The organism is Shimazuella soli (assembly GCF_022511585.1).
GTDB lineage: Bacteria > Bacillota > Bacilli > Thermoactinomycetales > Thermoactinomycetaceae > Shimazuella > Shimazuella soli.
The window spans coordinates 81,598-104,588 of the sequence record NZ_JAKWBN010000006.1; the positions used below are offsets into that span (position 1 = coordinate 81,598).

23 protein-coding genes and 2 other annotated features are annotated in these 22,991 nt (G+C 41.0%); all 23 genes read left to right on the forward strand.

Annotation, left to right across the window (positions count from 1 at the left end):
• Position 1 precedes the first annotated feature (1 nt).
• The 23 genes from disA (at position 2) to rpoC (ending at position 22,860) form a co-directional block, all read left to right on the forward strand.
• Positions 2-1,075: a DNA integrity scanning diadenylate cyclase DisA gene (gene disA / locus MK805_RS13325; protein WP_255724646.1), complete on the forward strand. Its 1,074-nt coding sequence runs from the start codon at positions 2-4 to the stop codon at positions 1,073-1,075.
• A 401-nt stretch (positions 1,076-1,476) separates the two neighbouring features.
• On the forward strand, positions 1,477-2,181 hold the full coding sequence (gene pssA / locus MK805_RS13330) for a CDP-diacylglycerol--serine O-phosphatidyltransferase (RefSeq protein ID WP_240876382.1): 705 nt from the start codon (positions 1,477-1,479) through the stop codon (positions 2,179-2,181).
• Positions 2,182-2,568: 387 nt separating this feature from the next.
• Positions 2,569-3,069 (forward strand): CarD family transcriptional regulator, encoded by a 501-nt coding sequence (locus MK805_RS13335; protein ID WP_338057508.1) that lies wholly within the window; start codon positions 2,569-2,571, stop codon positions 3,067-3,069.
• A gap of 196 nt (positions 3,070-3,265) precedes the next feature.
• Positions 3,266-4,366 carry a PIN/TRAM domain-containing protein gene (locus tag MK805_RS13340; RefSeq protein WP_240876384.1) on the forward strand — a complete coding sequence of 367 codons (1,101 nt, stop codon included), beginning with the start codon at positions 3,266-3,268 and terminating at the stop codon, positions 4,364-4,366.
• Positions 4,367-4,529: 163 nt separating this feature from the next.
• Positions 4,530-5,237 (forward strand): 2-C-methyl-D-erythritol 4-phosphate cytidylyltransferase, encoded by a 708-nt coding sequence (ispD, locus tag MK805_RS13345; protein ID WP_240876385.1) that lies wholly within the window; start codon positions 4,530-4,532, stop codon positions 5,235-5,237.
• A complete protein-coding gene (ispF, locus tag MK805_RS13350) occupies positions 5,234-5,713 on the forward strand; it encodes a 2-C-methyl-D-erythritol 2,4-cyclodiphosphate synthase (protein ID WP_240876386.1) in 480 nt (159 codons plus the stop codon). Before ispD ends, ispF begins: the two co-directional genes overlap by 4 nt.
• Before the next feature lie 33 nt (positions 5,714-5,746).
• Positions 5,747-5,956: a binding site (T-box leader), on the forward strand.
• A 45-nt stretch (positions 5,957-6,001) separates the two neighbouring features.
• Positions 6,002-6,715, forward strand: coding sequence for a serine O-acetyltransferase (cysE, locus tag MK805_RS13355; protein ID WP_240876387.1), 714 nt, complete (start codon positions 6,002-6,004; stop codon positions 6,713-6,715).
• On the forward strand, positions 6,684-8,081 hold the full coding sequence (cysS, locus tag MK805_RS13360) for a cysteine--tRNA ligase (protein WP_240876388.1): 1,398 nt from the start codon (positions 6,684-6,686) through the stop codon (positions 8,079-8,081). The genes cysE and cysS overlap by 32 nt, the downstream gene beginning before the upstream one ends.
• Positions 8,078-8,515 carry a Mini-ribonuclease 3 gene (locus MK805_RS13365; RefSeq protein WP_338057509.1) on the forward strand — a complete coding sequence of 146 codons (438 nt, stop codon included), beginning with the start codon at positions 8,078-8,080 and terminating at the stop codon, positions 8,513-8,515. Before cysS ends, MK805_RS13365 begins: the two co-directional genes overlap by 4 nt.
• Entirely contained in the window at positions 8,515-9,258 is a 744-nt protein-coding gene (rlmB, locus tag MK805_RS13370; RefSeq protein ID WP_240876389.1) for a 23S rRNA (guanosine(2251)-2'-O)-methyltransferase RlmB, read from the forward strand. Before MK805_RS13365 ends, rlmB begins: the two co-directional genes overlap by 1 nt.
• Before the next feature lie 2 nt (positions 9,259-9,260).
• The gene (locus MK805_RS13375) at positions 9,261-9,767 is read left to right on the forward strand and encodes an NYN domain-containing protein (protein ID WP_240876390.1); all 507 of its coding nucleotides are present in this window, start codon (positions 9,261-9,263) and stop codon (positions 9,765-9,767) included.
• Between the two features lie 81 nt (positions 9,768-9,848).
• Positions 9,849-10,511 (forward strand): RNA polymerase sporulation sigma factor SigH, encoded by a 663-nt coding sequence (gene sigH, locus MK805_RS13380; RefSeq protein WP_202404907.1) that lies wholly within the window; start codon positions 9,849-9,851, stop codon positions 10,509-10,511.
• Between the two features lie 248 nt (positions 10,512-10,759).
• A complete protein-coding gene (locus MK805_RS13385; RefSeq protein ID WP_240876391.1) occupies positions 10,760-10,909 on the forward strand; it encodes a hypothetical protein in 150 nt (49 codons plus the stop codon).
• A 433-nt stretch (positions 10,910-11,342) separates the two neighbouring features.
• Positions 11,343-11,492: a 50S ribosomal protein L33 gene (gene rpmG, locus MK805_RS13390; protein WP_083964250.1), complete on the forward strand. Its 150-nt coding sequence runs from the start codon at positions 11,343-11,345 to the stop codon at positions 11,490-11,492.
• An 18-nt stretch (positions 11,493-11,510) separates the two neighbouring features.
• Complete coding sequence (secE, locus tag MK805_RS13395) at positions 11,511-11,738, forward strand: preprotein translocase subunit SecE (RefSeq protein WP_240876392.1); 228 nt, start codon at positions 11,511-11,513, stop codon at positions 11,736-11,738.
• A gap of 44 nt (positions 11,739-11,782) precedes the next feature.
• Positions 11,783-12,316, forward strand: a complete 534-nt coding sequence (nusG, locus tag MK805_RS13400) for a transcription termination/antitermination protein NusG (protein WP_240876393.1) — start codon at positions 11,783-11,785, stop codon at positions 12,314-12,316.
• A gap of 154 nt (positions 12,317-12,470) precedes the next feature.
• Positions 12,471-12,896: a 50S ribosomal protein L11 gene (gene rplK / locus MK805_RS13405; RefSeq protein ID WP_240876394.1), complete on the forward strand. Its 426-nt coding sequence runs from the start codon at positions 12,471-12,473 to the stop codon at positions 12,894-12,896.
• 69 nt (positions 12,897-12,965) lie between these two features.
• Positions 12,966-13,664: a 50S ribosomal protein L1 gene (gene rplA, locus MK805_RS13410; RefSeq protein ID WP_240876395.1), complete on the forward strand. Its 699-nt coding sequence runs from the start codon at positions 12,966-12,968 to the stop codon at positions 13,662-13,664.
• A 33-nt stretch (positions 13,665-13,697) separates the two neighbouring features.
• Positions 13,698-13,808 (forward strand) — a sequence feature (ribosomal protein L10 leader region).
• Between the two features lie 46 nt (positions 13,809-13,854).
• Positions 13,855-14,367 carry a 50S ribosomal protein L10 gene (gene rplJ, locus MK805_RS13415; RefSeq protein WP_240876396.1) on the forward strand — a complete coding sequence of 171 codons (513 nt, stop codon included), beginning with the start codon at positions 13,855-13,857 and terminating at the stop codon, positions 14,365-14,367.
• An 83-nt stretch (positions 14,368-14,450) separates the two neighbouring features.
• The gene (gene rplL / locus MK805_RS13420; protein ID WP_240876397.1) at positions 14,451-14,816 is read left to right on the forward strand and encodes a 50S ribosomal protein L7/L12; all 366 of its coding nucleotides are present in this window, start codon (positions 14,451-14,453) and stop codon (positions 14,814-14,816) included.
• 54 nt (positions 14,817-14,870) lie between these two features.
• Positions 14,871-15,473 (forward strand): class I SAM-dependent methyltransferase, encoded by a 603-nt coding sequence (locus tag MK805_RS13425; protein ID WP_240876398.1) that lies wholly within the window; start codon positions 14,871-14,873, stop codon positions 15,471-15,473.
• Between the two features lie 175 nt (positions 15,474-15,648).
• Positions 15,649-19,233: a DNA-directed RNA polymerase subunit beta gene (gene rpoB, locus MK805_RS13430; protein WP_240876399.1), complete on the forward strand. Its 3,585-nt coding sequence runs from the start codon at positions 15,649-15,651 to the stop codon at positions 19,231-19,233.
• A gap of 15 nt (positions 19,234-19,248) precedes the next feature.
• Positions 19,249-22,860: a DNA-directed RNA polymerase subunit beta' gene (gene rpoC, locus MK805_RS13435; RefSeq protein WP_240876400.1), complete on the forward strand. Its 3,612-nt coding sequence runs from the start codon at positions 19,249-19,251 to the stop codon at positions 22,858-22,860.
• Positions 22,861-22,991: the final 131 nt, after the last annotated feature.

Consider the following 22,991-nt stretch of genomic DNA (forward strand, 5'->3'; position numbering starts at 1 on the left):
GTTGCGAGAGGAAAAAACAGCACATATTGATGATATGTTAACGCTAATAGCACCAGGTACTGCTTTTCGTGAAGGTTTGGATAATATATTAGGTGCGAAAACTGGTGCTCTCATTGTGATGGGTTATGATAATGCAGTTGCAGATATTGTAGATGGTGGTTTTCATATTGATTGTCCATTTTCATCTGCATTTTTATATGAATTAGCAAAGATGGATGGTGCGATTATTTTATCCAATGATGGAAAACGTATTTTGTATGCGAACGCGCAACTCGTCCCCAGTGCTACACTCCCCTCTACCGAAACGGGAATTCGTCACCGAACAGCACAACGAACTGCCAGACAAACTGGTAAGTTGGTCGTGTCCATTTCTCAACGTCGTAATACCATCACATTGTATAGAGGAACCGTACGCTATTCATTAAAAGATATTCGCGTCATTCTAACAAAAGCAAATCAAGCTGTACAGACATTAGAAAAATATAAATCTGTTTTAGATCAAGCCACAACCAATTTAAGCGCTCTGGAGTTTGAAGAATTAGTTACATTAGATGAAGTGACTAATGTCCTGCAACGGATGGAGATGGTTCTTCGGGTAAAGCGTGAAATTGATAGTTATATCCATGAATTAGGAATAGAAGGCAGACTCATTCGCATGCAATTAGATGAACTGATGGGAAATATGGAACAGGAAGCGTATTTACTTGTAAAAGACTATGCCATTGATCAAGAACAGTATCACCCGAAAAATGTTTTTGGCTCTCTCAAACAATTAACAGCAGATGAGTTATTAGATCACCAAGTAGTCGCTAAACTGCTCGGTTATACAGGTCCACTCAATTTGCAAGAAGAATCTGTATCTGCTAAAGGGTATCGGATATTGGGCAAAATCCCTCGCATTCCTAATACGGTAATACAAAAATTAGTAGAGCGATTTGAAGTGTTGCCGCAAATTATATTGGCAACAATGGAAGAGTTAGACGAGGTAGAAGGAATTGGGGCTGTCCGAGCAAAAGCTGTACAAGACGGTTTAAAGCGAATCCGCAGTCAGGTGTTTATTGATCGTCACCTATGAGTCATATAGGTTTGTATTTAAAATTGAATATTTTGGTGAATGACAATTTTAGTTGTGATAAAATGTCTTTATGTATGAGAGAAAGGGACAAGATGTTTTGCCAATCCTCATACATGAGATATATTTTAGAGACCAAAGTTATTGGTATAAGCTTGTTTCATCTCATTTATCTATATACTTTAATCAAATGCTCTATTGAATTAAGTTTACTATTACTAGTAGAAATAGCAGTTATAAAAAAGCTCGAGTAGTGGGAAGCATAAATTCCCAACTCCAAATTTAAGAAAAGGAGGTGAAATCCTGCTACTTTAGGAAGATGTCTTTTTCTCTAAGGAATGAACTTTTTGATTTGGTGTTTATTTTGAAAAGACATTTTTCTTTGTTTTATAGTAGCAGGCGTTATGTTTGCAAGAGTTTTACCCAGTCTATTTACAGTGGGGAATTTATTTTTAGGAATCATGGCTATTTTATTAGCGATGAATACTCACTGGGAATATGCAGCTATCATGGTTATTATCGGTATGTTGCTAGATGGTTTAGATGGTAAAGTAGCTCGTATGTTAAACACACAGAGTGAATTTGGTAGAGAACTGGACTCATTATCTGATGTTATAACTTTCGGGGTTGCCCCAGCAATTATTATGTATGTTTCTGTTTTAAATGGTTTTGGAGCCCAAGGATGGTTTATAACTGCGATATTCCCTATTTGTGGAGCGCTTAGACTTGCGCGTTTTAATGTTCAGACGGGACCGAAAGGGTATTTTATCGGTTTGCCAATTACTGCAGCAGGTGGAATACTGGCTACCATGGCGCTGTATGATAAGTATGTAGGGAATCACTATATTATGGTGATCGGGATGTTATTTTTATCTTACTTGATGGTGAGTCAAATCAAGTATCCAGCATTTAAGAAAATGAAAACGCCAAAAGCTTTTCTATGGATTTCTGCTATTTTTGTTGTTGCGATTGCAATCGCTGCGATTTTTTATCCAGCAGAATTACCACTCGTTATCTTTGTACCACTTGCCTTTTATGCTCTTTATGGATTGAAAAAATCAATCACGAAGAAACGGGAAAACAAAAATGAAGAGCCTATCGAAGATTAGGTTATTAGCTTGTCGACCTCTATGTCGACAAGCTTTTCTATTTGTAAACTAACTTTCATAGTGGTCTCCATAATATCTCCATGATTGTCTGCTAAAATAAACGGGACTCTTAGTATTTGAGCTCTCCTGTTTGGGGAAATTACTTTAGAATAGAGGTTGAACTGAAGTCTATATGTTTACAAATGACTTACAGATTAGAATGCAAATCGTTTTTGGTATCTAATTTAGTGTTTTTTATGGAGTTATAGGAAAGGTCCCTTTTCCTTGTAAAGAAATCATAAAAAAGTCGTTGACGCATTCTAATTAGTGTGCTAATATGTTTTATTTGTTTCGATTTGACATAAGACCCGCTTTGTGATATCTTGGAAATAGACATTGTCTTTGGAGGTGGCCCAATTGTTCAACATAGGTGACAAGGTGGTTTACCCAATGCATGGAGCCGGAGTTATTGAGTCAATCGAAGAGAGAGAAATTTTGGGTGAACGTCAACAATATTATATTATGCGTATGCCGATTGGGGATATGAAGGTGATGGTACCACTTAAAAATGTGGATTCCATCGGTTTGCGTGAAGTAATTGATGATAACACCGTAGAGCTCGTCCTGCAACGTATGAGACAGTTTGAAGATGATGACACAACAAACTGGAACAGAAGGTTCCGCGCAAATTTAGATAAAATGAAGACAGGAGACATCTATGATGTTGCTGAAGTTGTCCGTTCTCTTATGAAAAGAGATGGCGAAAAAGGTTTGTCTACTGGCGAACGAAAAATGCTGGACAATGCAAAGCAAATATTGATCAGTGAGTTTGTTCTTGCAAAAGATCTAGAAGAAGAACAGGCCTTTGAACTAATAGATGGAGCGATGACCAGTCAAGAGCAGCAATAAAAATTTTTCGTGTCTTTTTCTGAAAAGTATAGACTTCGAGTGCTTTTTTCTTTAATGTTAGTCTTCAGGTTCAGACTGTGTCTGAAGAATGAGGAAAGTGTATTTTCAAAAATATTTTTCCTTGGATTGATTATTCTGATTACGATTTGTTTATAATGATAACAACTAGAGTTGATAAGAGAGGGGGTGAAGCCCCATGATGAAACGTTTCGTACAACTCGCCTTCGCACTTGCTGGAGCATCTGCTGGATATTACTTAGGACCAAAGTTGTTCGGGGTGCTTCTCAGGTCTCCTCTTAATTTTGGCGAAGTTCCTGTACCACATTTGATTGGAGCTATTCTTGGGGCAATCATTCTTTTTGTGGCAGCCATCTGGTTGGCTGACCCTATTGTATCATGGATTAAATGGGTTGAGGAAAGACTAGTAAAGATTCCTGCGGCAGATGGACTTTTTGGTGCGCTTGGTCTCATCTTTGGACTTATTATTGCTTTCTTAATTCAGCAGCCATTGTCTTCTCTGCCTATTCCCGGGGTGTCACGAGTATTACCTTTTGTATTATCCGGTTTTCTCGGATATATCGGTTTTCGTGTAGGTTATAAAAAGCGTGATGAACTAATTACTGTTTTTACTTTAGGAAGACAATCTAGAGAAAAAGCAAAACAAAGAGAAAAACAAGCAGCAGCTATACAAGAACACAAAATTTTAGATACGAGTGTTATCATTGATGGAAGAATTGCAGATATTTGCCGAACTGGATTTTTAGAAGGCACACTCGTAATACCTGGTTTTGTATTGGAAGAGTTACAACATATAGCTGATTCTTCGGACTTGTTGAAACGAAATCGGGGCCGCCGCGGTTTGGATATCTTGAATAAGATTCAAAAGGAACTGGACGTAAAAGTGATGATTTACGAAGGGGATTTTGAAGATATTCAAGAGGTAGACAGCAAACTAGTGAAGTTGGCGAAAGTACTTGGTGGTAAAGTAGTGACCAATGACTTTAACCTCAATAAAGTTTGTGAACTTCAGGGTGTGAAAGTATTAAATATCAATGATTTGGCAAATGCAGTGAAACCTGTTGTCTTACCTGGTGAAGAGATTCATGTACAAGTCATCAAAGATGGGAAAGAACATGGTCAAGGGGTTGCTTACCTAGATGATGGTACGATGATTGTAATTGAAGGTGGACGTGAGTTTATTGGAGACGAGATTGATGTCTTAGTTACCAGTGTGCTTCAGACTTCAGCGGGTCGTATGATTTTTGCTAAACCGAAGTTATTAGAACGTGCTTTGTAGCCCAGTTAGTATACTGGGCTTGTTTTATGTTTTCCAAAAGTATGGTATCCTCATTTGAGTTACCGTTTTTAATGAATACTTAGCATGTTAAAATAGATGTGAACACCAACTTATAGGTGGAAGTCCTCTTATGCAAATTAGTTAGATACAAAAAGGAGTAGGTATGGTGGCGATTGGTGTAGTGATTTTAGCAGCAGGTATTGGCAAACGAATGAACAGCACTACTCCTAAACAGTTTTTGGAGTTACTTAAAAAGCCGATTTTGATCCATTCATTGGAGGTATTTGAACAGCATCCCTTGATTTCACAGATCAGTGTTGTAACCAATGAAGCTAGCTATAATCATGTCGAGCATCTTATCCAAAAATACCATTTAAAAAAAGTAAAACGAATTGTGATGGGTGGCAAAGAAAGGCAAAATAGTGTTTATGCTGGAGTTACAGCAACACCTACAGAATGGGTGCTGGTGCATGATGCGGTGCGCGCTTTTGTGACAGCAGATGAGATAACAACTCTTATTCAAGCAGTGAACGAAAACCAGCCAGCGGCAACGCTTGCAGTTCCTGTAAAGGATACAATTAAAAGAGTAAACGAATTTGGGATAGTGGAAGAGACGTTAAACCGCAAAGAATTGTGGATTATACAAACCCCTCAAATGTTCGATAGAGAATTGCTGCTAGGGGCACATCAGCGGGCAGAGTCGCAAGATGTATTAGCTACTGATGATGCAATGCTTGTGGAAATGCTCGGGGACTCAGTAAAAGTGGTTCGAGGAGAATATACAAATATAAAAATAACTACCCCAGATGATATTTTTTTGGGTGAGGCAATATTGGCCAAGAGAAGGAAAGGTAGCGTACAGACAACATGATTCGATTTGGACAAGGATTTGATGTACATCAACTTGGTGGCGAAGGTCCTTTGATTATAGGAGGTATTTCCATTCCTTATGAAAAAGGGTTGATTGGTCACTCTGATGCAGATGTCTTATTACATACGATAACAGATGCAATATTGGGTTCCCTTGCACTTGGGGATATTGGCAGGCATTTTCCAGACACAGATATGGCTTACAAAGGTGCAGATAGTGCTGTTTTGCTTCGCAATGTATGGTTGATGGTGAAGGAAAAAGGTTATGTTTTAAATAATTTAGATGCTACGATCATTGCACAAAAACCTAAAATGGCTCCTTATATTCCACAAATGATCGAGCGCATCGCCGGGTTGCTGGAAGCTAAAAAGGATCAAGTAAATATAAAAGCCACTACTACGGAGCAGTTAGGGTTTACAGGAAGAGAAGAAGGAATTGCATCCATGGCTGTGGTGTCATTAGTGTCAAAATCTTGACAAACATATTTAGCTACAACAGAATAGAATGTAATAAAAACGATGATTAGGAAAAGTACAGTAGCTCGACATTCTAGAAAGAAGCTGGTTGATGCAAAGCTTTATGTCGACTACTTGAAATGCACCTATGAGTGATTATCTGAAAAGACAAGTAGGATAATCCGGTAACTGCCGTTATCAGTCAAAAGTGGGACTATGTTTTTTCCAAGCAGAGTGGGACCGCGGATTTTTTCCGTCTCTGTAGCATTGCTACAGGGGCGGTTATTTTGTTAGAAAGGACTGGTTATTTTGTCCATTCTCAGTAAGTGGAGAGATTGTAAACGAAATATCCAAGCTGATATTCAAGCAGTGTTTGATCGAGATCCAGCTGCGAGGACGACAATGGAAGTAATCCTTACTTACTCGGGTATTCACGCACTTTGGTCTCATCGCATCGCTCATTTTCTTTATCGTCACAAAGCATTTCTTTTGGCCAGAATTATTTCTCAAGTAAGTCGTTTTTTTACTGGAATTGAGATTCATCCTGGTGCATCTATCGGTAAAGGCGTTTTTATTGACCATGGGATGGGAGTTGTAATTGGCGAAACATGTGAAATTGGCGATTATGTGACGATTTTTCAAGGAGTGACATTGGGAGGTACAGGTAAAGAAAAAGGGAAAAGGCATCCTACACTAGAGGATCATGTGATGGTTTCTTCTGGGGCGAAAATTCTTGGCTCCATTCGAGTGGGACGATGTGCCAAAATAGGTGCAGGTTCGGTAATTTTACGAGATGTTCCGGCAAATTCTACTGTTGTAGGAGTACCAGGGCGCGTTGTTGTCCAAGATGGAGTTAGAGTGCAAGCAGATATGGATCATGTAAACATACCTGATCCAGTAGCTGAGATGTTTCGTGCTATTCAAGAAGAGATCGATGAATTGCGGAAAGAAGTAGAAGGCTTAAAGAGACACACAGGGGGCAAAACAACAGATGGCAGTCAAAGTTTACAACACATTGAGTAAAGAGAAAGAGACTTTTGAATCAAAGAATAAGAGCATTTCTATGTATGTTTGCGGTCCAACCGTTTACAATTTCATTCATATTGGGAATGCTCGTGTATTTGTTTTTTTTGATGTGGTCAGGCGATATCTTTCGCATCTTGGATATAAAGTTACCTATGTGCAAAATTTCACCGATGTAGATGATAAGTTGATTAAAGCATCTATTGAAACAGGGAAAAGTGTAGCTCAAATCGCACAGCAGTATACGGATGCTTATTTTGAAGACATGGATGCACTAGGTGTCCATCGGGCAGATGTGCATCCAAAAGCAACAGAGCATATTACCCAGATGATCGATGCGATTCAAACATTGATCGAAAAAGGGAAAGCATACGAAGTGGATGGAGATGTATATTTCCGTACCCTTCGCCAAGATGGTTATGGAAAACTATCTCATCAATCGCTGGAAGATCTGCAATCAGGGGCACGAGTCGAAGTAAATGAAAGGAAAGAACATCCTTTTGATTTTGCTCTGTGGAAACGTGCCAAAGAAGGGGAAATTAGTTGGGATACACCTTGGGGAGCAGGTCGTCCAGGATGGCATATTGAGTGCTCTGTTATGGCTAAGGAATATTTAGGAGAAACCTTAGATATTCATGCAGGAGGTATCGATCTTTGCTTTCCGCACCATGAAAATGAGATAGCACAGAGTGAAGCATTAAATGATAAACCTTTTGTTCGTTACTGGTTACACAATGGTTTTATCAATATGGAAAACGAAAAAATGTCCAAATCCCTTGGGAATGTGATGCGTGTCGTGGATATGCGAAAAATGTATTCTCCAAAAGCAATTCGCTATTTTCTTCTTTCTGCTCACTATCGCAACCCAATTAATTTTACATCTGAAGTGATGAAACAAGCAGAACAAAGTACAGAGCGGTTGCAGACAGCAGTAGATAACTTGCGGCACCGTCGGCAGATTTCGCTTTCTGGGCCTGTTCCTGAGTCATTGAGCACACAATTGAATCAATTATCCAAACAATTTACTGAAGAAATGAACGACGACTTTAATGCAGCAAACGGCATCACTGTTCTTTTTGAAGCAGTTCGAGTGGCAAATGAATGGTTAGCACAGCCGGTTTTAAGCAAAGAATCAATCGATGCTTTACTAAGTTGGTTTGCTACTTATGGGGAAGACGTACTAGGCTTAGTGGAGACACGTGCAGAAGATGTGTTAGAGTCGGATATCGAAAGTTTGATTGAGGAACGACAAGATGCACGTAAATCTAGGGATTTCCAGCGGGCAGATGATATACGAGATAAATTATTAGCTGCTGGTATCATTTTAGAAGATACACCTCAAGGTGTTAGGTGGAAGAAAAAATGATGGAACAAACTCTGTTAGGTACTTTAGGAGCTCTCAAGCGTAAGCCTGATGAGCTCCCGCCACTAACTCTTGCGTATATTGGGGATGCAGTTCAGGAGCTATATGTTAGGCATCATTTAGTTGCTTCTGGAGAAGTAAAACCTCAAAGGTTACAACAAATCGCCATTCGATATGTTTCTGCTGCCGCACAAGCACATGCGATCCAAATGATAATGGATCAATTGACAGAAGATGAAATTGCGGTATACAAGCGCGGTCGAAATGCCAAAACTACAAGTATTTCCAGACGAGCCGATGTAGGAAAATACCGCCAAGGTACAGGTCTAGAGACACTACTTGGTTATTTATATTTGATGGGACAAGCAGATAGATTGCAAGAAATTATGCAGATGTTGATTGACCTTGGACCATTAGAGAGGGAGATGAGCAAATAATGGCGGATTGGATTTTTGGCAAACATGCTGTTTTGGAAGCAACCGCAGCGGGTAGAGATATGGAAAAGGTATGGTTAGCAGAGGGACTAAAGAAAAAGAGTGTAGAAGATTTAGTTCGGCAATTGGAAGCACAGAAGATTCCTTATCACTGGGTTCCCCGTTCGAAAGTCGATCAGGTAGCAGAAAATCAAAGTCATCAGGGTATAGCAGCGCAAGTGAGCAGTTACCAATATGCTTCGTTAGAGCAAATCCTGTCCACTGCTAAGAAAAAAGGAGAGACGCCGTTTTTGTTGTTGCTGGATGGAATCGTAGACCCTCATAATTTGGGGACAGTATTGCGAACAGCAGATGCGACAGGGGTGCATGGCGTCATCATTCCAAAAAGACGTGCTGTAGGACTCACCGCAACAGTAGCAAAAACATCGGCTGGTGCGATCGAATATGTTCCTGTGGCGAAGGTGACCAATATCAATCGAACAGCGGAATATCTAAAAGAGCAAGGAATTTGGTTAGTTGGAACAGATGGAGAAGCTAAGCAATCTTTTGACAGCGTTGACTATAATATGCCTGTAGCTTTAGTTATTGGCAATGAAGGACAAGGAATCAGCCAGCAACTAAAGAAAAAGTGTGACTTTCTGGTTCATCTTCCTATGAAAGGGAAAGTATCTTCGCTGAATGCTTCTGTTGCCACAGGTGTAATGCTGTATCAAGTACTCCAAAGCCGTAATATCCAGGGTACGTAAGGATGGAAGAATGGCTGGTAGTCGATGGATACAACATTATCCGTGCTAATCCCAAATATAGTGAGGATATAGAAGTTGCACGTGAAGAATTGATTCATGATTTGATGGAGTATCAAGCGGTTTCCGGAATGAAGACATTTGTCGTATTTGACGCATACCGGATAAAGGGCCTGCGAACGAAAGACCCAGAAAAAAGAATCAAGATTGTGTTTACCAATAAAGAAGAAACAGCAGATGAATGGATTGAACATTTTGTTAGCAAATATAAGGATGACAAGCGTCATATTTATGTGGCTACTTCCGATTTTTTGGAACAGCGCATGGTGTTAGGCCTTGGTGCCTATCGTATTTCTGCTCGAGAGTTTATCGAGCAGCTCGCTAAGTCAAAGATTGGAATAGCAAATCAGCTCCAATCCAAACATACACCAAAAGCAGCAAAAAATCCTTTATGGGAAAGTATTCCTGAAGCACTTAGGTATAAATTGGAGAAATTGCGCAGAAAAAAATAGATGAAAAATTGACGTTTTTGTTTCAATTCAATATAATAAGAACTGCCATTTTGAAATGCGACTTGGTCAGGGGGAAATATTTTGAGCATTGACCTACTATCTAGCAGTCCTAGAGATTTGGATAGGAGAGTTCTCTACCATCAGTTGGGCGATGAGGAACTAGTTAGAGATATACGTGTAGGAGACCAGGAAGCTCTAGAGTATCTTATTCATAAGTACAAAAACTTCGTTAGAGCAAAAGCCCGGTCGTACTTTTTAATTGGTGCGGACCACGAGGATATTGTGCAAGAAGGTATGATAGGCTTATACAAAGCCATTCGCGATTTTCGGGGGGACAAGTTAGCTTCTTTTAAAGCGTTTGCAGAACTGTGTATCACAAGACAAATCATTACCGCTATCAAAACGGCAACGAGACAGAAGCATATTCCGCTTAATTCGTATGTATCATTGGACAAGCCAAGTCACGATGACTCCGATCGGACGCTCTATGATACCTTGACTGGTGGGCGTACCAATCCAGAGGAAATATATATAAATCGAGAAGAGCATAGCGACATTGAAGATAAGATTTCCCAAATTTTAAGCGATCTAGAGCGTAAGGTTCTTATGCTATACTTAGATGGTCGATCCTATCAAGAAATCGCAGTCGATTTGAATCGACATGTCAAATCGATCGATAATGCTTTGCAACGAGTGAAGCGAAAGTTAGAGAAGTATTTAGATATTGAGGAAATCTCACTTTAAGCTATTAGTGTCAATGTTGTACACATTCGACAAAAAAGGACAAACTCCTTTCTTTGTAGTAAGAAAAGTATTCAATTTATAGATTCGCGAGTGAGAAAACCCAAGGTTTGAATCGTGGGATGATAACGAGCGTTGGTCTAGAGAGGATTTATCCCTCTCAAAAGTCCAATACTTTTTTGAGAAAATTCTTTACGAACATATATCCGCATGGTAAACTATTTCCAATTACATGTAATGGATGGTCTGAAATGCGAAAACCAAGCAGTAGTCTATTCCATGTTGTAATAAAATATCCTGTTCAACCGTGGGGCTCACGGGGTTGGCTTGGTAATGAAGTAGTCACAAGACTACCGTCCCAAGAATCCAATGGCTTTAGCCGTGTGGAGTTGTCAAAATAAATAATTCAAACCTCAGTAGCAGTAATAAATCAAAAGGTTTTAGAGCGGAGACGGGGGTAGAACGCCAGTCTCCTTATTTTTTTATTGTGAATATGTGGATGACGTGTAATAGGTTGCTATTGACATTTGACCTGAGAACGCTATTATGTTAACCTAATTTGGGTATTTTCTATCTAATTGTACAGAGATTCCCCATTAATAATTAGCCTAGATACATTTTTATGTGATTCATTTTGGCTAAGGGAGTAAAAGTAGTCTCAAAGGCTAGACCAATGGGATAGAGGGGCCCTTCGGTAATCAGTCCATCAACGTGTCAACTCCACTAACGTTATCGTCCAGATGGTTGATTCGTTAGAAACCTATACCTTTCTAGGTATTGGGAGTATTCATCGATATCGCGCTATTAAAACACGAATGAAGAGGAGGTGCTAATATGCGAGTAAATGTTACGCTTGCATGTACGGATTGCCGTGAACGCAACTATGCGCTAACCAAAAACAAACGGAAACATCCAGACCGGATGGAACTCCGCAAGTATTGCCCCCGTTGCAACTCACATACGCTACATCGGGAAACGAAGTAAATTGGGGTGGGAAGATAGATGGCTGTACTCACAAATATTGGACGCGGAATAAAGAAGAGTGTCAGTGGAACAACTGGCTTCTTTCGCTCTAGTTACCAAGAGTTTAAGAAAGTAAAATGGCCTACTCGCAAAGAGATGGTCAAGTATACGACTGTTGTGATTGCTGCTGTTGTAGTCCTCACCATCTTTTTCTTCCTCGTAGATATGGGAATCGCACAGCTAATCCAATTGATAACTAAGAAGTAAGATGGACGTCATAAGGGGGGACAGGGGTTTTTTTCCCTAGTTGTATGGAAAAGAATTGGTATGTGGTGCACACATATTCCGGCTATGAAAACAAAGTAAAAACCAACTTGGAGAAACGATTAGACTCCATGGGTATGCAGGACAAAATCTTTCGTGTAATGGTGCCGATGGAGGAAGAGATCGAGCATAAAGATGGAAAGAAAAAGACTGTCATGCGTAAAGTTTTCCCAGGTTATGTACTTGTGGAGATGGTAATGACTGATGACTCGTGGTATGTTGTTCGTAATACTCCAGGTGTGACTGGCTTTGTCGGTTCTGCTGGTGCAGGCTCCAAACCAACTCCTCTCTTGCCTGATGAAGTCCAAACCATTCTTAAGCAAATGGGAGTCGAAGAAGCTCAAACAGTCGTCGATTTTGCACTTGGCGAAAGTGTGAAAGTGATCGAAGGGCCATTTGAAAACTTAGTTGGTGAGATTGAAGGCATAGATGCAGATCGAGAAAAGCTAAAAGTTTTAGTGGATATGTTTGGCAGGGATACGCCTGTGGAGCTCGATTTTGGACAGGTGGAAAAACTTTAGCAAACAAAAAAACTTTTCTTTTGAGTTATATTATGTTATTTTAATAGATGTTTGCCTGATCGGTTTTTTGTTACCGTGGGAGGGTGAAACCCGCGACCCTATATCCCCATAATTGCTATGGGAAGGGCTACCACATTTGAAGGAGGTAAGAAGCATGGCCAAAAAAGTGATTAAAGTGGTCAAGCTACAAATCCCAGCTGGAAAAGCAAATCCAGCACCACCTGTTGGACCTGCTCTAGGTCAAGCTGGTGTAAACATCATGGGTTTTTGTAAAGAGTTTAACGCACGTACTTCAGAACAAGCTGGTCTAATTATTCCAGTAGTAATTACTGTTTATGAAGATCGTTCTTTCACATTTGTGACCAAAACCCCGCCAGCTGCAGTGCTTTTGAAAAAAGCAGCAGGGATTGAGTCAGGTTCCGGCGAGCCAAACCGAAACAAAGTGGCTACACTTTCACGTGATAAAGTTCGTGAGATCGCTGAAACGAAAATGCCAGATCTTAATGCAGCTGATGTTGAAGCAGCTATGCGCATGGTTGAAGGTACGGCACGTAGCATGGGTATTGTTATCAAAGACTGATGATCCAGCCGCGTATCATCAGTCTGGTGGGAGGATTTTCCGCTATCACCACATGAGGAGGTTATGAAAGTGGCAAAACATGGGAAAAAGTATCAAGAAGCGATCCAAAAAGTAGATCGTGAAAAAGTTTATGAACCAGTAGAAGCATTGGAACTGGTAAAATCTATTTCTACTGCTAAGTTTGACGAAACAGTAGAAGCTGCATTCCGCCTTGGGATTGACACGAAAAAAGCGGATCAGCAAGTAAGAGGGGCAGTGGTTTTACCTCACGGAACAGGGAAAACCAAACGCGTACTTGTATTTGCAAAAGGGGAAAAAGCAAAAGAAGCAGAAGCTGCTGGCGCTGATTTCGTTGGAGACGAAGAGCTAGTTAACAAAGTCCAACAAGGATGGCTTGAGTTTGATGTAGTAGTAGCTACTCCTGATATGATGGGACAAGTTGGCCGACTTGGACGAATCCTTGGACCAAAAGGTCTCATGCCTAACCCAAAAACAGGTACCGTGACATTTGAAGTAGAAAAAGCAGTTAATGAGATCAAAGCTGGTAAAATTGAATACCGTGCAGATAAAGCTGGAAATATTCATGCAGCGATCGGCAAAGTATCTTTCTCCACTGAGCAGCTTACCGAAAACTTGCAAGCTTTGTCTGATGCACTTACAAAAGCAAAACCAGCTGCTGCAAAAGGAACCTATATGAAGAACATCAGCGTTTCTTCCACTATGGGCCCTGGTGTTCAAGTAAGTTCTTCTGCATTAACCGCTCGTTAATTTACAAATGAACTGTTCCAACTAAATAAGAAGATGATTCTATCTTTCTTACCGTAGACAGTAGGTGCGCAATAGCGCTTAATTTCCTACCGAGGTGAAAGCCACTGGCCTTCGTCCGTCTACGAAGGCTATTTCTTTTGCCTGAAAGTCTGCGTTTACGTATTTTACTCCACCCAAGGAGGTGTCTTGAATGTCTAAAGTACTTGAGAAAAAACAGCAAGTAGTAGCTGAGGTAAAAGAAAAATTGAGCGCTAGTGTGAGTACAGTGGTAACTGACTATCGTGGTCTTTCTGTTGCAGAGGTAACAGAACTACGCAAACAGTTGCGTGAAGCTGGTGTAGAATATCAAGTATTGAAAAATACGTTGGTACGTCGTGCAACAGCTGATTCTGGGCTTACTGAAATGGATCAATTTCTTACTGGGCCTACCGCTATCGCGTTTAGTAAAGAAGATGTAGTTGCTCCTGCAAAAGTTCTCCATAACTTTGCAAAAGAGCACAAAAATCTTGAAATCAAAGGCGGTATTGTAGAAGGTGCAGTAGTTGGACCTGACAAAGTAAAAGAGATCGCTTCGCTGCCATCTCGCGAAGGTCTACTTTCTATGCTTCTTTCCGTACTGCAAGCTCCAATGCGCAACTTTGCTTATGTTGTAAAGGCAGTTGCAGAACAACAGGAGCAGCCAGAAGCTGCTTCTGCAGAGTAGTAGCATAAATGCTAGTTTTTAGCTGGCAAAATGATTGAGTTAATTACAAATCAAATCTGATAAATATTTTGGGAGGTTCTACCATGTCTAACGAACAAATCTTAGAAGCGGTAAAGAACATGACCGTTCTAGAATTAAACGAATTGGTAAAAGCAATTGAAGAAGAATTTGGAGTAACTGCAGCAGCACCTGTTGTACAAGGTGGCGGCGGCGGTGGAGCTGAAGGCGCAGCTGAGAAAACAGAATTTGATGTAATCCTAGCAAGCGCTGGTTCCTCCAAAGTTGGAGTTATCAAAGCAGTACGTGGAATTACTGGTCTTGGTTTGAAAGAAGCAAAAGCTCTTGTAGATGGTGCTCCATCCCCAGTTAAAGAGGGAGTATCCAAAGAAGAAGCTGACAAAATCAAAGAAGAACTCGAAGCTGCTGGTGCTAGCGTAGAAGTGAAGTAAGATAATGGACTCGCCGAATACTGGCGAGTCTATTTTTCTATAAGGAGGGTTCACGTGTCTAATCATTACTATTCTTCGAAACCAGAATCAAAGCATGAAATCAGGGAGATTAAAGCGCAATTACGTGGAAATGAACTGTCTTTCCAATCAGATGCTGGCGTTTTCTCTAAAAAAGGAATAGATTTTGGTAGTAGATTATTGATCGAATCCGCCCAGTTAACAGGACATGAGCATATTTTGGATTTAGGATGTGGTTATGGTCCGGTTGGCATCGCACTTGCAAAAGCCTATCCTTCTGTCAAAGTCCAGATGGTTGATATAAATGAACGGGCAACTGTTTTGGCGAAAGAAAATGCTCGGGCTAATCAAGTTTCAAACCAAATTACTGTAAAAGTAAGTGACGGATTCGAACAATTAAAAGGTCAAAAATTTGATGCGATTTTATGTAATCCTCCAATTCGAGTGGGAAAAACTTTTGTCTATCAATTATTTCAACAAGCTCGGCAGCACCTATCAGATAGCGGTGCTCTATGGATCGTAATTCGAAAACAACAAGGTGCAGCTTCTGCAAAAGAAGAATTAACTCGATTATATGATCATGTTGAGCAAGTAGCGCAGAAAAAAGGTTATTGTATTTTTCTTTCAAAAAACAATTGACACGTATAATTGCTTGTGCTAGTGTTATAACTTGCAGAAATCCTTTTGGAATGTTAAACAGTTTTGTGTTGGTTTATTTTTCCTATTTCTTGGCTATGATAGGTTAATAGGTTTTTATTTTGTTATCATCTGTGGTATTTTTTACCCATTTCTTTTGGTTCTCTTGGATAGGCTTATGAGGGGGGAGCTCGTTTTGCTAGGTAAACTTGTGCAGTACGGTCGACGTAAACGAAGAAGTTACGCTCGAATTAATGAAATACTAGAGTTGCCAAATCTGATAGAAATCCAACAACAATCATACGAGTGGTTTCTAGAAGAGGGGCTGCGTGAGATGTTTCAGGACATTTCTCCAATTGAGGATTTTACGGGGAATTTGGTTCTTGAATTCATTGACTACAAATTAGGCGAGCCAAAGTACAACTTGGAGGAGGCAAAGGACCACCAAGTTACTTATGCTGCTCCATTACGTGTAAAAGTGCGTCTCATCAATAAAGAGACAGGCGAAGTAAAAGAACAAGAAGTATTTATGGGTGACTTTCCTTTGATGACAGAGACAGGCACCTTTATTTACAATGGGGCGGAACGTGTTATCGTCAGCCAGCTTGTTCGTTCACCTAGTGTGTATTATAGCACGAAATTAGACAAGAATGGGAAACCAACTTATACTGCCACAGTAATTCCAAATCGTGGCGCATGGCTGGAACTGGAGACAGATGCGAAGGATATTATTTATGTTCGGATAGACCGTACCAGAAAGATACCTGTAACGGTTCTTTTGCGCGCTCTAGGCTATAGTTCAGATGCAGAAATTATTGATCTTCTTGGAGAAGATGAATACATTCGCAATACACTTGATAAAGACAATACAGGAAATACGGAAAAGGCACTCATTGAGATTTACGAACGTCTTCGTCCTGGAGAACCTCCAACAGCTGAGAATGCTCGTGACCTGTTATATTCTCGTTTCTTTGATCCAAAACGCTACGACCTGGCTAATGTTGGACGCTATAAAATGAATAAAAAGCTACATATCAAAAATCGGCTTCTCAATCAAAAATTAGCAGAGCATATTGTAGATAGTGAGACAGGTGAAGTACTGGCAGAAGCAGGTCAAGTATTAGAAAGACGTTTATTAGATAAAGTAATCCCTTATCTAGTAGGTGAAACACCATTTGGACTACAAGAGTATACCGTTCGCGGTGGAGTTCAGATGGAGCCAAAAGCAACAGAAGGTTTGGTTCGCCTGCAATCTGTAAATATTCACTCTGCTACAAATGATGATCAAATAATTAAAGTTATTTCCAATGCAGAAGTAGATCAAGAGATCAAACATATTACACCAGCAGACATTATTGCATCTATTAACTACTTTATCAATCTCCTACATGGGGTTGGTTTGACTGATGATATCGATCATCTTGGTAATCGTCGTATTCGTTCCGTTGGAGAGCTCTTGCAAAACCAATTCCGTATCGGTTTATCTCGGATGGAGCGTGTAGTGAAAGAGAGAATGTCCATCCAGGATGCAAACGCAATTACGCCACAGGCATTAATCAACATCCGCCCAGTGATTGCTTCGATTAAAGAGTTTTTTGGGAGCAGTCAGTTATCTCAATTTATGGACCAAACAAACCCATTAGCAGAGTTGACTCACAAACGTAAGCTATCTGCTTTAGGGCCTGGTGGACTTACACGGGAACGTGCAGGGATGGAAGTTCGTGACGTTCACCATTCTCACTATGGCAGAATGTGTCCGATTGAAACACCTGAGGGACCTAACATTGGTTTGATTAACTGCTTGTCTACTTATGCACGAATTAATAAATTTGGTTTTATTGAAACTCCATACCGCCGTGTAGATGCAGAAACAGGTCAAGTAACGAATCAGATTGATTACTTAACTGCGGATGAAGAAGATAACTACTACGTTGCTCAGGCAAATGCACAGATCGATGAAGAAGGTAACTTTCTACAAGATTCTGTGACTGTTCGTTATCGAGATGAAACGATCGCAGTACCAAAAGATCGTGTTGACTACATGGATGTTTCTCCTAAACAGGTAGTCTCCGTTGCTACGGCATGTATTCCATTCTTGGAAAACGACGACTCTAACCGAGCTCTGATGGGATCAAACATGCAACGTCAGGCTGTACCGCTCCTAAAACCAGAAGCTCCATTTATCGGAACTGGTATGGAGTATAAATCTGCAGTGGATTCAGGTGTTATGATTCTAGCTCGTCGTGCTGGTGTGGTTGAGCGAGTTACAGCAGATGAAATCTTGGTTCGCCACGAAGCAGAAGTCGACGGCCGGATGGTAAAAGGTGACTTGGATCGTTATCGTTTGAGCAAGTTTATTCGTTCTAACCAAGGCACTTCTGTCAACCAGCGCCCAGTAGTTAAAGTAGGAGAACGCGTTAAGGTTGGAGATACACTTGCTGATGGTCCTTCTACAGAACAAGGAGAAATGGCACTAGGACGAAATGTAGTTGTTGCATTCATGACTTGGGAAGGTTACAACTACGAGGATGCGATTCTCTTAAGTGAAAAACTAGTAAAAGAAGATGTTTATACTTCTATTCATATTGAAAAACATGAATCAGAAGCAAGAGACACGAAACTTGGACCAGAAGAAATCACCAGAGATATTCCTAATGTTGGGGAAGAAGCGTTGAAAAACCTCGATGAACGCGGAATTATTCGTGTTGGTGCAGAGATCAAAGCTGGTGACATCTTAGTTGGGAAAGTAACTCCTAAAGGGGTAACCGAACTGACTGCGGAAGAACGTCTATTGCATGCGATCTTTGGCGAGAAAGCACGGGAAGTTCGGGATACTTCCTTGCGTGTGCCTCACGGTCAAGATGGAATCATAGTGGATGTCAAAGTATTTACCCGGGAAAATGGAGACGAACTGCCACCTGGTGTAAATCAACTTGTGCGTGTGTATATCGCTCAGAAGAGGAAGATCTCCGAAGGAGATAAAATGGCTGGTCGTCACGGAAATAAAGGGGTTATCGCCCGGATTATGCCAGAAGAAGATATGCCATTCTTGCCCGATGGTACACCAGTTGAGGTCGTACTTAATCCACTAGGGGTTCCGTCACGGATGAACATCGGACAGGTTTTGGAAGTGCATCTTGGAATGGCTGCAAAAACGTTAGGCTTGCATATTGCGACTCCTGTATTTGATGGCGCTCATGAGAGTGATGTATTTGAAACTCTCGTGGAAGCAGGTCTGGACGCAGATGGAAAATTTGTTCTTTATGACGGTCGTACTGGTGAGCCGATGGAAAACCGTGTTACTGTCGGTGTGATGTACATGATCAAACTGGCACACATGGTAGACGATAAAATCCATGCTCGTTCCACTGGACCATACTCTCTTGTAACGCAGCAGCCACTTGGTGGTAAAGCCCAATTTGGTGGACAACGTTTTGGGGAGATGGAGGTATGGGCACTCGAGGCATATGGAGCTGCGTATACCTTGCAAGAAATTTTGACGGTGAAGTCGGATGATGTGGTAGGTCGTGTCAAAACATATGAATCTATCGTCAAAGGCGAAAATGTTCCAGAACCAGGTGTTCCAGAGTCCTTTAAAGTATTGATCAAGGAACTTCAGAGCCTTGGAATGGATGTCAAGATTTTGGCTGAAAACGAAGAAGAGATCGAAATGCGTGAGTTAGATGATGAAGATGAACCATCTAGCGATCGACTTGGTTTTGAACTGGATGAGCAGGAAACTCGCTCTACCATGGAATCCTAAGGGAGGAATGGCCCAATGCTCGATGTTAACAACTTCGAATATATGAAAATAGGTTTAGCCTCTCCTGAAAAGATCCGGTCTTGGTCTCGTGGGGAGGTCAAAAAACCAGAAACAATTAACTACAGAACATTAAAACCTGAAAAAGAAGGGTTATTCTGTGAGAAAATTTTTGGCCCACAAAAAGACTGGGAGTGTCATTGCGGAAAGTACAAACGTGTTCGGTACAAAGGTGTTGTCTGTGACCGATGCGGTGTAGAAGTTACTCGTGCAAAAGTACGTCGTGAACGTATGGGACATATCGAGCTGGCTGCTCCTGTTTCACACATTTGGTATTTCAAAGGCATTCCAAGCCGTATGGGATTGGTATTGGATATGTCACCACGGTCTTTGGAGGAAGTTATCTACTTCGCTTCTTATGTAGTCGTAGATGCAGGTGCTACTCCTCTCGAAAAGAAACAACTTTTGTCAGAAAAAGAATTTCGCAGTTACCGTGAAAAATATGGCAATGGTTTTGTAGCCATGATGGGTGCGGAGGCGATCAAACGCCTTCTTGCTTCGATCGATCTCGATAAAGAAGTCGAGCAGCTAAAAGAAGAATTGGAAACAGCACAAGGACAACGTCGCAATCGTGCGGTAAAACGTTTAGAAGTGTTGGAAGCATTTCGTTCATCCGGCAACAGTCCAGATTGGATGATTATGGATGTACTTCCTGTTATACCACCAGAAATTCGTCCTATGGTTCAGCTTGATGGTGGTCGTTTCGCTACATCAGACTTGAACGATTTGTACCGTCGAGTTATCAACCGGAACAATCGATTGAAGCGCCTTTTAGACCTCGGTGCACCAGATATTATTGTGCAAAACGAAAAGCGTATGTTGCAAGAAGCAGTAGATGCTTTAATCGACAATGGTCGTCGCGGGCGTCCAGTTACAGGTCCAGGAAACAGACCATTGAAGTCTCTATCTCATATGCTCAAAGGGAAACAGGGGCGTTTCCGTCAAAACCTATTAGGTAAACGGGTTGACTATTCCGGACGTTCCGTTATCGTAGTAGGTCCTAATCTCAAAATGTACCAGTGTGGTCTACCGAAAGAGATGGCTTTGGAGTTATTTAAGCCATTTGTGATGAAAGAGTTAGTTGCAAAAGGACTAGCTCATAACATCAAGAGTGCGAAACGAAAAGTAGAGAGAATTCATCCAGAAGTTTGGGATGTTTTAGAAGAAGTCATCAAAGAACATCCTGTACTCCTAAATCGTGCTCCAACCCTTCACCGTTTAGGGATTCAAGCGTTTGAACCAATTTTGGTCGAAGGTAGAGCGATTCGCTTACATCCGCTCGTCTGTACAGCTTATAATGCTGACTTTGACGGTGACCAAATGGCTGTACACGTACCATTGTCAGCAGAAGCTCAAGCAGAAGCTCGACTTTTGATGTTAGCAGCACAAAATATCTTGAATCCAAAAGACGGAAAACCTGTTGTTACTCCTTCACAGGATATGGTATTAGGATGTTACTATCTAACCATACAGAAAACAGGTGAAAAAGGTGAAGGTACTGTATTCTACTCAACTGCTGAAGCAATCAGTGCATATCACCATGGGTATGTCACCTTGCATTCTCGAATTGCTATTCCAGTAAAATCACTTAACAAAACGACTTTTACGGAGAGACAACAATCAGCTTTGCTTGTAACGACACCAGGTAAATTAATTTTCAATGAAATCTTGCCAGAAGATTTTCCATTCATTAATGAACCTGGTAAGAAAAACTTTACTGCGACTCCTGAAAAATATTTCATCTATGATAAAGGGGTAAACATCCCTGAGTTTATTCAAAAATTGGATGAACCTGGTGCATTGACGAAAAAGGATCTAGGTGCCATTATCGCTGAATGTTTCCGTCGTTTTGGTACGATGATGACATCTGTCATTTTGGACCGTGTAAAAGCACTTGGATATTCTTATTCGACCAAAGCAGGGATTACCATGTCTGTATCAGACGTTATGGTTCCAGAAGCGAAGAAAGATATTTTGGCAGAAGCGGAAGAACAAGTGAAAACAGTCATGAAGCAATATCGCCGCGGTTTGATCACAGACGATGAACGTTATGAGCGTGTTATCTCCATCTGGAGTAAAGCAAAAGATCGTATCACAGAAGTATTGATGGGCAACATGGGTAAATACAACCCAATTTATATGATGGCTCACTCCGGTGCGCGAGGTAATGTTTCTCAGATTACCCAGCTTGCAGGGATGCGTGGCTTGATGGCTAACCCAGCTGGTAAAATTATTGAACAACCTATTCGAACCAACTTCCGTGAAGGTTTGACTGTATTGGAATATTTCATTTCTACCCACGGTGCAAGGAAAGGTCTAGCGGATACTGCCTTACGTACTGCTGACTCTGGTTATTTGACAAGACGTTTGGTTGACGTTGCTCAAGATGTTATCGTACGGGAAGATGACTGTGGTACGGATAAAGGATTGCTCGTGAAACGAATCCATGATGGCAATGAAATTATCGAAGATCTATATGATCGTATTGTCGGACGTGTTAGTTTCCAAACCGTTCGCCATCCTGAAACAGATCATGTCATCATCAACCGCAATGAATTGATCGATGAAGAAACAGCAACTCAAATCATGGAAGCTGGTATTGAAACAGTAGTGATTCGTTCCGTGCTTTCTTGCCGGACCAAACACGGAGTATGCAAAAAATGTTATGGTCGAAATCTAGCCCTTGGAACACCAGTGGAGATCGGAGAAGCTGTTGGTATTATTGCAGCTCAATCCATTGGGGAACCAGGAACCCAGTTGACCATGCGTACCTTCCATACTGGAGGGGTTGCAGGGGATGATATTACCCAAGGTCTGCCTCGTATTCAAGAACTTTTTGAAGCCCGAAATCCAAAAGGTCAAGCTATTGTTGCGGAAATCGACGGAAAAATAATCGAAATTCGTGAGGTAAAAGATCGCCGCGAGGTGGAGATCGAAGGAGAAGTGGAAAACAAAACACACACCATTCCATATGGGTCTCGTCTGAAAGTGATGGAAGGCGACGAAGTGTCTGCTGGAGATGTTCTCACAGAAGGTTCAATCGATCCAAAAGAATTGCTGCGGATCAAGGGTGTGCAAGGTGTTCAGGCATATATCTTACAAGAAGTACAGAAAGTATACCGCCTCCAAGGGGTAGAAATTAACGATAAGCACGTAGAAGTAATGATCAGACAAATGATGCGGAAAGTTCGTATCACGGATGCTGGAACAACTGACTTACTGCCAGGATCTGTAACAGATATCCATGACTACGAAGCATCGAACAGAAAAACTCTACTGGCTGGTGGTGAACCAGCAGTAGCAAGACCTGTTCTCTTAGGTATTACCAAAGCATCCCTAGAAACAGAGTCCTTCTTATCTGCTGCTTCTTTCCAAGAAACTACCCGTGTTCTTACTGATGCAGCGATTAAAGGAAAGGTAGACCGACTTCTAGGTTTGAAAGAGAATGTCATCATCGGAAAACTTGTACCAGCAGGTACAGGTATGAACCGCTATCGTACATTAGATGTGCAATTGGCTAATGAAGTAGCGGAAACGACTGATGAGAAAGAAACTGTGTTGATTGACTAATCGTAAGTAAGACACAGAGGTCTGAATCGGGCCTCTGTTCTCTTTTTTAGCTTTAATAATTTTGTTTTATTCCAGTATTGACTTTTGTGTGTCATGATGGTAAGATTTCTCCTGTGCTTGTATGAGAATCA